We start from the raw sequence: 11,682 nt of genomic DNA on the forward strand, positions 1-11,682 counted from the left end.
TTTATGCCTGAAATTCAGCAAAACCTCAGCATTCATGTTCCGCGATTCCGCCCGCAACACTACCGCTCAGGATACGCAGCAAAATCCGTGTAACCCCTTTCCCCACGCCGGGTGTAATACGTTGATCGGTCCGCTTCCGCCAACGGCCAGTCATGCTTGAGGCGCGCGGCCAGGTCCGGGTTTGCGATGTAGGGTCTGCCGAAGGCGATCAGGTCGACTAACCCGGTGTCGAGCGCATCCTGCGCGCTCTGGCGGTCAGTGAATCCGCCGCACCAGATGATTTTGCCGGGAAACGCCGCTCGGACCTTGGCCAGCAGGGCGTGGTCGAGGTGGCGCGATTTGAACTCGGCAACCTCCATATTCGCTTCCGGCATCAGTTCGTAGACCAGATGCAGGTAGGCGACGCCGAGGCGCCCCAATTTATCGGCAACGTACAGCAAGGTTTCCTCGGTCAGAGGATTCGCTGGAATACCGTTGAACTTGCCGAACGGTGACAGGCGGACACCCACGCGTCCAGGCCCCAACTCACGCAATGCCGCTTCAACGACTTCCATCAGGAAGCGTGTACGGTTTTCTACGCTGCCGCCGCCGAAGCAATCGGTGCGCGTGTTGAGTACCGAGTTCATGAACTGCTCGAACAGATAACCGTTGGCTGCGTGGATTTCGACTCCGTCAAATCCAGCCTCCCGCGCCTGGACACAGGCTTGGGTAACGGTGCCGACCAAGGCAAACACTTCTTCCGTCCTCAGGCGTCTTGGCTGGCCTGCGGGCATATAGCCCAACGTGCCATCCGGGCCGTGGGCAAACACCTGCGAATCCGCCCTTTCCTCGGTAACGCCCCAGGGCGCTTCGCTGTTGGGCATGAGCGATGGATGGGCCATTCTGCCGACGTGCCAGAGTTGCGAGAATATCGTGCCTCCTTTGCGGTGAACCTCATCGTTCACCAGACGCCAGCCCTGCCGCTGGTCTTGCGTGTAGATACCGGGCGTCATCGCGTAGCCGTTGCTGGATGGCGCAACGTCAGTTGCCTCGGTCACGATCAGGCCGGCGCTGGCCCGCCGCCCGTAGTAGGTGGCCATCAACTCATTCGGGATGTCCCCCTCGGACGTCCGTGTGCGAGTCATCGGCGCCATGACGATGCGGTTCGTCAGCGCAACGGTGCCGCCAACCAATTGGGAATCAAACAGGTCTATCATGGATTTTCCTTCAGGTCGGTTCGGAACGAATCGGAAGGAAAATGTACTTTTCGATAGTCGCCCCCTCTACACACCGTTTGGTCAGTAATCACAAATGAAGACGATCAATAGACTCCCCGGCTTGCCAGTCGAACGTGCGCTAGGTGTCCTTTCCGGACGCTGGAAAGCGGTCATCCTTCATGTGCTGCTGGACGGCCCGCAACGCACCTGTGATCTGGAAAAGCGCATAGCCGGTATTACCCAGAAGGTGTTGATTGAGCAACTGCGAGCGCTTGAGGAACATGGAATGGTCAGCCGGCAACCCAGCGCCGTGGACCGCCAGGGCATCGAATACCTGCTCACCCCGCTTGGCGAAAGCCTGCGGCCCATCCTGGATTCTCTGATCGAATGGGGTAGCCATCACGCCACGGCGCTCGACGACGCCGACAGGCTGCTGCCATGCGAAGCTGTCGTTCGAGATCGCACTGCCTGACCGAGCCCGCATGCCCTCGGATCTATGCACCCAGTTGCTGCGCAAGTTCCGCCGAGCGCAGGGCCGCCGCCGTCAGCGCCCTCTCCACCAGTGCTTCAAACCCACCCGCCTGGAAGGACTTGATCGCGGCCTCCGTGGTCCCTCCTGGCGACGTCACCCGGCGGCGCAATTCACAGACGTCGACATCGCTGCCCAGCGCCATGTGAGCAGCGCCTATCGCAGTGTGCAGTGTCAGTTGCGCAGCCGTTTCCCGAGTTAGCCCGAGCTGTTCCCCGGCGCGGGTCATGGCTTCGATCAACAGAAAGAAATACGCCGGCCCGCTGCCGGACACGGCCGTCACGGCATCGAGTTGACGCTCCTCCTCAAGCCACACTGCCAGGCCGACGGCCGACAACAATTGCTCGGCGTCGCTGCGTTGCCTGGCACTCACAAAGGCATTGGCATACAGCCCGCTGACTCCCTGACGCATCACCGCCGGTGTGTTCGGCATGCAGCGCACGACAGGCCGGTCGCCCAGCCATCCGGCGAGACTGGCGCAGGTTATGCCGGCGGCGACCGACACCACCAATTGCTGAGGCAGAAGGTGTGGGCGCAATGCTGCGCAGACCGACTTGATCACTTGCGGCTTGACCGCCAGCACCACCACATCGGTACCCTCGATGGCGTCGGCGTTGTCGGCAAAGGTGTGGATGCCCTGATCGGCACGGATCTGCGCGCGTTTTTCCGGCCTCGGGCAACTGGCGCGGATGAATGAGGCGTCCAGCCCTTGCGCCCGCAGGCCGCCAATCAGGCTGGCGGCCATGTTGCCGGCGCCGATGAAGGCAATTCGGCTATTGCTCATGGGGTTTCCCGTCAACGCAGCTGATTGAATACGCGCTCGATACAGGTCAAACCCCACTCAAGTTCGTCGAGGGTGATACAAAGCGGTGGCGCCACACGCAAGACATTTTCGTGGGTCTCACGGGTCAGTACGCCTTCGCGCAGCAGCGCCTCGCAGTAAGGTTTCGCCGGGCGATTCAACTCGATACCGACCCACAAGCCGCGACCACGCACCTCTTGAATCGCCGGATAGTTGAAACCTTGCAGACGACTTTTCAGGTGGTCACCCAGACGCGCACTGTTTTCAATCAGGCCCTCTTCGTCCAACACCTTCAAGGCCTCAAGTCCAATGGCCGCTGCCAGCGGATTGCCGCCGAACGTCGAGCCGTGGCTGCCGGGGTCGAACTGATCGAGAATCTCACGCCCGGCGACAAACGCCGACACCGGCATGATTCCGCCGCCCAGGGCCTTGCCGAGAATCAACGCATCGGGACGGATCTCTTCGTGCTCGAAGGCGAACCACTTGCCAGTGCGCCCGAGGCCAGACTGAATTTCGTCGAGGATCAGCAGCGTATTGGTCTCATCACACAGCTTGCGCAACTCGCGCAGGAAACCCGCAGGCGGCACACGAATGCCCGCCTCGCCCTGAATTGGCTCGATCAGCACGGCACAGGTTCGTTCGGTGATAGCATCGCGAAAACTGGCGATGTCGCCAAAGCGCGCCTGTTTGAAGCCGTCACAAAACGGACCGAAGTCGGCCTTGTAGGATGGCTCGGAAGAGAAGCCGACGATGGTCGACGTACGGCCATGGAAGTTGTTGTCCGCGACCACGATTTCCGCGCGATTGGCTTCGATGCCCTTGACCCGGTAACCCCAGCGCCGCGCCGCTTTGATCGCTGTTTCGACAGCTTCGGCGCCGCTATTCATCGGCAATGCGCCGGAGAATCCGGTCACCCGCGACAGCTCTTCCAGAAAGGTACCCAGCGGCTGGCTGTAGAAGGCCCGGGACACCACGCTGATCTTATCGATCTGAGCCACCGCCGCCTGTCGAATACGCGGATGCACGTGACCGTGACTGACCGCCGAATACGCCGACATCATGTCCAGGTAGCGCGTGCCATTTTCATCGGTTGCCCAAACGCCTTCACCTTGAACCAGCACCACCGGCAGCGGTGAATAGTTATTGGCACAGAAGCGGTTTTCCAGCTCGATCGTATCTACAGAGTTCATCGTTGACTTCCCGAAACATTGAATGCGGATGCGGTGCCTTCAGGCACCCAAAAGCTTGCCGGTACGGATCGGCACCGGGCCGGAAACCCGCCCCAGCGGATCACCCGGTTTGACGTAGCGAATCTCGCGGCGCATGTAGAGCACGCCGGTGTTGTGGCTGCAGAGGGTGGTCGTTTCGCCGCTCGAAGGGTCAACGATGTCGAACAGCGCCTGACCGGCCTGAACATGGCTGCCAACCGGAACGCGATGCACGAGAATGCCGGCCGTGCGGGCATAAAATTGTTCGCTGCCGGACAACGGCGTGGCCGGATTGAGCAACGGCGGCAGGGGCGACGGCGTACCGTCGATGGCGCCGCGATGGATCAGGTACTCAATGATCGCGGCAGCGTCCTGCTCGGCCAGTTCATAGGAAACGTCACGCTGCCCACGGTGTTCCACCGTCACGGCGATCGTGCCATTGGGAATCGGCAATGCTTCACCGACGCGTGCTTGCAGGCTCGTCCACAGCAGGCACAACGCTTCATCGAAGGAGTAACCCTGTGAGTCGTTGGCCAACAGCGAAACCTGCGCGCCCAGGTAACGCGACAACGGTTCCACTTCGTTCCAGATCTCTTCGCCGGTGTACAGGTGCATAGCCGCTTCACGGGAGCAATGCAGATCGAGCACCACGTCGGCATCGTGAGCCAGCAACATCAACGTACGTTGCAACGAGGTGTATTCATCCACAGGGTCCCAGGCCGTCAGACACTCGCGCCAAGCTGTGCGAATCACTTCGAGGTTGTGGTTGATGTCCTGCCCCAAGAGACCTTCGACTTTCTGCGCGATCTCCTGATGATGAACCGGAAAATGGCGGTTGTAGTTGCGCCCACTGCCCAACTCGAAACGTCCACTCAGCGCCCCCATGACGTACTGGCTCAGCCCCGGCGGATTGGCCACGGCCACCAGAACGATTTCGTCCTTCAGCCGGTTGGCTTTTTCCAGGGCGACCAGGTGGCGGCGCAGGAGTGTCGCCACCAACATGGCGGGGATTTCATCAGCGTGCAGCGCGGCCTGGATGTAAATCTTGCGGCCCTGTCCGGTCGGTCCGTAATGCTCGCTGTCGATGTGCCTGCTGCTGCCGTGTGTCGCCTGAAGCAGTGGGTGTTCGCGATGTTCCATAAGGTAAAACTCTCGAGTTCAAAAGTAGGACGGCCACTGGGTCAATCATAAAGAGAGGCTCTAAATCGCCGTAAGGGCGGTCCCGGCTATCCCGATCGGTCAAATCGATCAGGCAGAGAAAAATGGTTCATCACCACTGGCGACACCACCGTCAGCCAGCGGCGAAAACGCTGATGACGGCGGCATCGGCAGCGACTACCAAAGGGCCAGGGTGTAGCCGAGGATGAGGCGGTTTTCGTTGGTGTCGTTGTAGTAGTTGCCGTTGTTCTGCGCGTTGCGCCAGCGCACCGACACACCTTTCAGCGGCCCGCCCTGCACGGCGTAGGAGATGTCGAGATCGCGTTCCCACTCACGGCCCTCGCCAGCGAAGCCGATGATTTCGGCTTGGTCGCCTTTGGCGTAGCGCGTGGAGAACAGCAGACCCGGCACACCGAGTGCGGCGAAGTCGTAGTCATAGCGCGCATGCCAGGCACGCTCATTGGTTTGCGAGAAGTTGCCCAATTGATACTCGGTGAAGAGGTACGTGACCGCGCCGTCGACATAGGTAAACGGCGTGCTGCCCATCTGCTTCTGATAACCGCCGCCGATGCTGTGCCCGTTCCAGTTCCAGGTCAGGCGTGTGCTCAGGGCTCGGTTGTCGACCTTGCCGGCCAGACCGGAACCATCCTTGTCGGCATCGAAGTAACGCACGTCGGTTTTCACCGTCCCGGCACCGAGGGCAAAGCTGTTTTTCAGGCCGACATACTGTTGGCCATAGAGGTTTTCCAGTTGAGCGTAGTGGTAGCTCACGACGGTGTTCGGGGTGAGCTTGTAGTCACCGCCCGCGTAGCGGAACTGGTCGCTGGTGGCGCTTTTGTAAGCCTTGTTCTGCGCCGTCAGACGCATGTCTTCGTAGTCGGTCGAGTCCCGCTCCTTGAACTGATCGAGCTGGCCGAGGCTGACTGTCAGGTCCTTGATGTCGCTGGAAATGAGCTGAGCACCGTTGAACGATTGCGGGAACAGGCGACTGGTGTTGGGTTGCAGAGTAGGCAGGTTCGGCACCAGATAACCCAGGCGCAATTCGCTCTTGGCCAGACGCGCCTTGCCGGTCACGCCGAGCTTGGAATAGTCATCGTAGGCACGTTTGTCGCTGCCGCGATTCAGCAAGCCTGTACCGGAACGATCAGGACTGGAGTCGAGCTTGATCCCCAGCATGCCGACAGTGTCCACACCAAAACCCACGACGCCCTCGGTAAACCCGGACTTCACATCGAGGGTAAAACCTTGCGCCCACTCTTCACGCTTGGACTGGGTGGACTCTTCGCGATAGTCACGATTGAAGTAGTAGTTCTTCATGTCCAGCGTTGCACTGCTGTCCTTGAAGAAATCAGCCTGGGCCATGCCCGGGATGCAGCCGGTACCGACGACGCTCAAGCCGGTCATTAATTGAGTCAGGGATTTTTTCATGTTGTTAGCTCCTGGCAGATCAATGGTTGAGGGAGTGTTTTTGTTGTTTTTCAGGCATGGCTTCGCCGTTCGCGCAAATCATTGATTTGCGCGTCGGTGTCGCGTTTGCCTGGTTAGATCACGACTTAAAGCACTGCGGGGACGGGGCTGGGTCGTATGCGATAACCGCCGCCTTCAAGTTTTTCCAGAGGGCTGGCCGCGGCCAGCAGTTTTCGCGTGTAAGGGTGTTGCGGGCGATCGAAGATCTCATCGCGCGCGCCCATCTCGACCACTTTGCCCTGACTCATCACCGCGACCCGATGGGCAATGCGCTCGACCGCCGCCAGGTCGTGGGAGATGAACAGACAGGCAAAGCCGTACTGCGCCTGTAGCCGCTCGAACAGCTCGAGAATCTGTTTCTGGATGGTCATGTCCAGCGCCGAAATCGGTTCGTCAGCGATCACCAATCGAGGGTGCCGCACTAACGCACGCCCAATCGCGACGCGCTGGCGCTGACCACCCGAAAGCTGATGCGGGAAACGGTCGACGAAGTGATCGGCCAGACCGACATCGATCAAGGTTTTGCGTACGCGTTCACGCCGTTGTTCCGCGTTGAGGCTGTGCTCGTGACGCAGAGGCTCGGCGAGGATTTCGCCGATTTTCATCCGTGGATCGAGGGAGGAAAACGGATCCTGGAAAATCATCTGGCATTGCAGGCGATGTTCGCGGTTGCCCTTCTTGAGGATATCGACCCCTTCAAAACGAATGGCCCCTTCACACGGATTGACCAACCCGACCACCGCACGGCCGAGGGTGGTCTTGCCCGAACCGCTGCCACCCACCAGCGCCAGGGTTTCACCCGGTGCGATGGTCAGGCTGGCCGAATGCACGACTCGCTTGTATTGGCTGCGCCCCCAAAAACTGCGCGGCCCCGGATGCTCGATGCAGACACCCTCCACTTCCAGCAACGGGCGCTCGCTCGGTGGCAGCGGCACCAGATCACCGCGCCGGGGCAAGGCCTCCAGCAACTGACGGGTGTACTCAGCCTGCGGCGCCAGCAGGATGCGTTCGATGTTGCCCTGCTCCACGGCGCGACCGTCGCGCATGACCACCACTTTGTGGGCGTAGCGCGCCACCAGCGACAGGTCGTGACTGATGAACAGGATCGCGGTATTTTCCTCACGAGTGAGCTCGAGCATCAGCTTGAGCACGTCCAGTTGCGCCAGACAGTCGAGCGCGGTGGTCGGTTCGTCGGCGATCAACAGCGCCGGTCGCAGCAACATCACCGAGGCCAGCATGATGCGTTGGCGCATCCCGCCGGAGAACTCGTGGGGATAAGCCGCGAGACAACGCTCGGCGTCGGCGATGCCGATGTGGCCAAGCATCTTCAGGCTGCGCTCACGGATTTCCTCTTCGCTCAGGTCGGTGTGCAGGCGCAAACCTTCAGCCATTTGCTGGCCGATGGTCAGCGACGGGTTCAGCGAAACCATCGGTTCCTGGAACACCATGCCGATCTTCGCACCGCGGATCTGGCGCAGCGCCTCCGGCGTCAAAGCATTGAGGTCCAGCCCCTGAAAACGTACCGCGCCACCACACTGCTCCAGCGGTGGCGGCAGCAGGCCGATCGCCGCGCGCGCCGCCATGGTCTTGCCGCTGCCGGACTCGCCCACCAGCGCAACGATTTCACCAGGGGCGATCGTGAAGCTCAGATCGTCCACGGCCAACGAGCCTTCCGGGCCGACCCGAATCTTCAGGTTTTCCACGGCCAACAAAATATCGGATGCCGCCATGATCACTTCCTCATCCGCGGGTCGAGGCGATCGCGCAGGGCATCGCCGGAAAGGTTGAAGGCCAGCAACGACAGGGCAATCAGAACGCCGGGAAACAACCCGAGCCAACTGGCGGTGGCGATGTAAGGACGGCTCGCCGCGAGCATGTTGCCCCAGGTGGCGGCCGGTGGCGGGACACCGAGGCCGAGGAAGCTCAGGGAGCTTTCAGCGAGGATGGCCCAGCCGAACATGCTGGTGGCCAACACGCAGATCGGCGCCACGCAGTTGGGTGCGATGTGACGCAGCATGGTGTACAGCTCCGAGTTGCCGATCACGCGGGACGCCTCGACGAATTCTTTCTCACGCAACGACAACACCGTGCCGCGCACCACGCGCACCACCGACGGCGTATAGGCCAGGCTCAGCGCGAGGACAATGCCGTACAGGCTCGGGCCGATGATCGCCATCAAGCCAAGCGCCAGCAGGATGCCGGGGAATGCCAGCAAGGCGTCGTTGATCATCATCAGGATACGATCGACCCAACCGCGCATGAATCCCGCGAGCAACCCGAGGAAAGTACCGGCGATGACGGCCAGACTGACCGTCAGCCAACTGATCCAGAGACTGGTGTGCGCACCGATCATCAGGCGGCTGAGCACGTCGCGTCCGTATTCGTCAGTTCCCAACAAGTGCTGGAGCGAGGGCGCTTGCAAACGTGCCATCAGGTTCAGCACCAGGGGATCGGACGGCGTCCAGACCAGGCCCAGCAGCGCCATGATCAGCAACAGAATGAGCAACCCACCACCGATCATGCCGTTCAACGGCAACCGGCCCCGCGCACGCCGACGCGGTGTAGCGACCGGCGGAACGGGAACGGTATAGGGAGGAGTAGAGACGGGCTTGTTCATAGCTTGACCCTTGGATCGAAGAGCGGATAAAGAAGATCGACCAGCAAGTTGACGAGCACGTAGACGAAGGTCACCAGCAACAGGCAGCCCTGCAACACCGGGTAGTCCCGCGCATAAATCGAATCGACCATCAGGCGACCGAGGCCCGGCAAGGTGAACACGGTTTCCAGCACCGCAATGCCGCCGAGCAGGTTGCCGAGGATCAAACCGATCAACGTCAACGTGGGCGCAAACGCATTGCGCAGGGCGTGGCGCCACAACACCGCCCGCTCGGAAAGTCCCTTGGCCCGCGCATGGGTGATGTACTCCAGGCGCAGCACTTCGACGGCACTGGCGCGGGCCATGCGGGTGATGGCGCCAAGCTCGACCAGGGTCAGCGTGACAATCGGCAGGACGATATAGCTGAGCGCCTGCCACGGGTTATCGCCGAAGGCGACATAACCCACCACCGGCAACCAGCCCAACTTGATCCCGAAACCGTACAGCAGCAGAAGTCCCAACCAGAAGCTGGGGATCGACAGCAGCAAGGTCGCACCGGCGACCACACCGAAATCGAGGCCGCTGTTCTGTTTCCACGCCGACAACAAACCCAACGGCACGGCAATCAGCGCCGCCATCAGCACCGACACCAGCACGATGCTGGCGCTCACGCTGAAACGGTCGAGCAGCAGCGGCAAGACCGCCTGATTGGTGGTGATGGAGAAACCCAGGTCACCACTGAGCACCGCTTTGAGCCAGATCACGAATTGCATGACCATCGGCTGATCCAGGCCGAGTGCCTCGCGGGTGGCGGCCAGGCTCTGGGCGTCGGCCATATCGCCGAGCATCAGCAGCGCCGGATCACCCGGCACCATGCGGATGATGGCGAATACCATCAGCGAGATGAGCAGCAACGTGGGCAGCGACATGGCCAGCCGCTGCAATATGAAACGCATCATGTTCAGGGTCTCCCGGCTTGCAGATTGACGGTCCACAGGCGCGGCTTGGACACCGGCCACGGACGCAGTCCCTGCACGTAATCACGGTGCGCCGAGATTGAGTTGCCGTTGTACATCACGATCAGCGGCACATCCTTGATCATCTGTTGATGCAGTTGATCGAACAGCGCCTGACGCTTGGCCGGATCGGATTCGCGCATGGCCTCGGCCAACCACTGCCGGGCCTGCGGGTTGTCCCAGACCTTGCGCGGCTCCTTGTCCTTGTCGCCGGTGACCGAGTCGAAACTCAGTGCCGGGTCCAGGCGCTCGGAGTAAGGGAACGCCATCATCTGGAAGTTACCGGTCTGATAACGCTCAAGCTGAGTCCCCCATTCCAGGGTTTCCAGCTCAAGGTTGATCCCGCTTTCCTTGGCCATGGCTTGGGCGAACACGCCCATGTCGAAGATCGAGGGATAGCGCTTGTTCACCAGCAGTTTGATCGGCTGGCCTTTGTAGCCGGCCTCGGCGAGCAGGCGACGGGCCTTCACCGGGTCATAGCCATAACCTTTGTCCTCCACCGCCTGATGGTATTTGCTGCCCACTGCCACCATCGAAGCGTTGGCCTTGGAGCGGTTGTCGGTCAAAGCGGCGACGATTTGCGAGGTGTCCAGCGAATAGGCAATTGCCTCGCGCAAACGCACATCTTTAAGAAGCGGGTCGCGGGTCTGGAACAGCAAGGCGCTGATCGACATGGTGCCGCTGGACGAAATCTTCACCCCGGACACCGCCGCCAACTCGTTGGCATCCAGCGGCGTGACATCGATCAACAGGTCGACGTTTTTCGACAACAGCGCAGCCTTGGCCGCCGCTGGATCGGGAATGACCATCAGTTTGATTCGATCGAGCTTCGTCGATTTGTTGCCGGTATAGCCATCGGGCCCGGCCTCTTCGCGCGGCGTGTAACCGGCGAAACGCAGCAGTTCGATCGACTGCGCCGGTTTCCACTCACCCAGCTTGAAAGGCCCGGTGCCGATCGGTGCTTTCCAGGCGTCGGCCACGACCGAGTCAGGGTGCACGATGCCACTGCCACCACATTCAGGCAGCGCCGTGCTCGCGAGAAAAAGACCGCTTGGCTTGTCGAGTGTGAACACCACGGTCAGCGGATCTGGGGCGGAGATATCAACCACTTTAGTGCCGCCGCTGCCATCAAACGCGCCGATGCAACGCCATTGGGTTTTCGGGTCCAGGTATCGGCGCCAGGTCCACAACACTTCTGCCGACGTCAGCGGCGCGCCGTTCTGAAACTTCACGCCTTCGCGCAGATGGAAGGTGTAGCGCAAGCCGTCTTCGGAGACCTGCACATCTTTCGCCAGCAACGGCCCGACGCTGGCATCTTCGCGAAAGGCCACCAGGCCTTCGGTCAGATGCAGGATCACCGCATCGGAGTTGGTGTCACGGTTAACACCCGGCTCGGTGCTGCGGATGTCTGCGTTCAAGGCCACGGTCAGCGTGCTATCTGCCCAAGCGTTGGCTGTCAGTACCGCAGAGAGGCCGCCGGCCAGAAGAAAAGCTTTGTTCATATCAAGAACCTTTAACTGTCGGCCCGGACGTTGGCAGGACCTCAAGACAAAGGCGCGGCCGGGCACAGGGTGATTTTTCTTGTTTTAGCTCCTCCAGACACAGGTCCGGTGGTGGCTTTTTGTTTGCTGTGTTTTTGTTTTGAATTCGTTGATGGGGCGGATCTTAGGGGGACGGTGAGCGCGTTGAGAAGAACGTATCAGACGATCG

The 11,682-nt window shown here is 60.8% G+C and carries 10 protein-coding genes; 1 reads left to right on the forward strand and 9 read right to left on the reverse strand.

What is annotated here, in order from left to right; genetic code table 11:
• Positions 1-59 precede the first annotated feature (59 nt).
• On the reverse strand, positions 60-1,196 hold the full coding sequence (locus KVG88_RS10350) for an alkene reductase (protein WP_217871263.1): 1,137 nt from the start codon (positions 1,194-1,196) through the stop codon (positions 60-62).
• A 94-nt stretch (positions 1,197-1,290) separates the two neighbouring features.
• On the opposite strand from KVG88_RS10350, the gene KVG88_RS10355 reads away from it, so the two are divergent.
• Positions 1,291-1,668, forward strand: coding sequence for a winged helix-turn-helix transcriptional regulator (locus KVG88_RS10355; RefSeq protein ID WP_217871264.1), 378 nt, complete (start codon positions 1,291-1,293; stop codon positions 1,666-1,668).
• A 22-nt stretch (positions 1,669-1,690) separates the two neighbouring features.
• On the opposite strand, the gene proC is transcribed toward KVG88_RS10355, so the two are convergent.
• The 8 genes from proC to KVG88_RS10395 all read right to left on the reverse strand — a co-directional run bounded on the left by proC (position 1,691) and on the right by KVG88_RS10395 (position 11,474).
• A complete protein-coding gene (gene proC, locus KVG88_RS10360; RefSeq protein WP_217871265.1) occupies positions 1,691-2,509 on the reverse strand; it encodes a pyrroline-5-carboxylate reductase in 819 nt (272 codons plus the stop codon).
• Positions 2,510-2,520: 11 nt separating this feature from the next.
• Positions 2,521-3,717 (reverse strand): ornithine--oxo-acid transaminase, encoded by a 1,197-nt coding sequence (gene rocD, locus KVG88_RS10365; RefSeq protein WP_217871266.1) that lies wholly within the window; start codon positions 3,715-3,717, stop codon positions 2,521-2,523.
• Positions 3,718-3,756: 39 nt separating this feature from the next.
• Entirely contained in the window at positions 3,757-4,875 is a 1,119-nt protein-coding gene (locus KVG88_RS10370; RefSeq protein ID WP_217871267.1) for a succinylglutamate desuccinylase/aspartoacylase family protein, read from the reverse strand.
• Positions 4,876-5,070: 195 nt separating this feature from the next.
• Entirely contained in the window at positions 5,071-6,321 is a 1,251-nt protein-coding gene (locus KVG88_RS10375; protein WP_217871268.1) for an OprD family porin, read from the reverse strand.
• Positions 6,322-6,446: 125 nt separating this feature from the next.
• A complete protein-coding gene (locus KVG88_RS10380) occupies positions 6,447-8,090 on the reverse strand; it encodes an ABC transporter ATP-binding protein (RefSeq protein WP_217871269.1) in 1,644 nt (547 codons plus the stop codon).
• A 2-nt stretch (positions 8,091-8,092) separates the two neighbouring features.
• Positions 8,093-8,977: an ABC transporter permease gene (locus KVG88_RS10385; protein ID WP_217871270.1), complete on the reverse strand. Its 885-nt coding sequence runs from the start codon at positions 8,975-8,977 to the stop codon at positions 8,093-8,095.
• Entirely contained in the window at positions 8,974-9,915 is a 942-nt protein-coding gene (locus KVG88_RS10390) for an ABC transporter permease (RefSeq protein WP_217871271.1), read from the reverse strand. The genes KVG88_RS10385 and KVG88_RS10390 overlap by 4 nt, the downstream gene beginning before the upstream one ends.
• 2 nt (positions 9,916-9,917) lie before the next feature.
• Positions 9,918-11,474 carry an ABC transporter substrate-binding protein gene (locus KVG88_RS10395; RefSeq protein WP_217871272.1) on the reverse strand — a complete coding sequence of 519 codons (1,557 nt, stop codon included), beginning with the start codon at positions 11,472-11,474 and terminating at the stop codon, positions 9,918-9,920.
• Positions 11,475-11,682 lie beyond the last annotated feature (208 nt).

The organism is Pseudomonas azerbaijanoccidentalis, assembly GCF_019145495.1.
Lineage (GTDB): Bacteria > Pseudomonadota > Gammaproteobacteria > Pseudomonadales > Pseudomonadaceae > Aquipseudomonas > Aquipseudomonas azerbaijanoccidentalis.

Excerpts from the sequence above, each read along its gene's own strand:
- KVG88_RS10350 (WP_217871263.1), bottom strand. The coding sequence starts at position 1,196 with ATGATAGACCTGTTTGATTCCCAATTGGTTGGCGGCACCGTTGCGCTG.
- KVG88_RS10355 (WP_217871264.1), top strand. The coding sequence starts at position 1,291 with ATGAAGACGATCAATAGACTCCCCGGCTTGCCAGTCGAACGTGCGCTA.
- proC (WP_217871265.1), bottom strand. The coding sequence starts at position 2,509 with ATGAGCAATAGCCGAATTGCCTTCATCGGCGCCGGCAACATGGCCGCC.
- rocD (WP_217871266.1), bottom strand. The coding sequence starts at position 3,717 with ATGAACTCTGTAGATACGATCGAGCTGGAAAACCGCTTCTGTGCCAAT.
- KVG88_RS10370 (WP_217871267.1), bottom strand. The coding sequence starts at position 4,875 with ATGGAACATCGCGAACACCCACTGCTTCAGGCGACACACGGCAGCAGC.
- KVG88_RS10375 (WP_217871268.1), bottom strand. The coding sequence starts at position 6,321 with ATGAAAAAATCCCTGACTCAATTAATGACCGGCTTGAGCGTCGTCGGT.
- KVG88_RS10380 (WP_217871269.1), bottom strand. The coding sequence starts at position 8,090 with ATGGCGGCATCCGATATTTTGTTGGCCGTGGAAAACCTGAAGATTCGG.
- KVG88_RS10385 (WP_217871270.1), bottom strand. The coding sequence starts at position 8,977 with ATGAACAAGCCCGTCTCTACTCCTCCCTATACCGTTCCCGTTCCGCCG.
- KVG88_RS10390 (WP_217871271.1), bottom strand. The coding sequence starts at position 9,915 with ATGATGCGTTTCATATTGCAGCGGCTGGCCATGTCGCTGCCCACGTTG.
- KVG88_RS10395 (WP_217871272.1), bottom strand. The coding sequence starts at position 11,474 with ATGAACAAAGCTTTTCTTCTGGCCGGCGGCCTCTCTGCGGTACTGACA.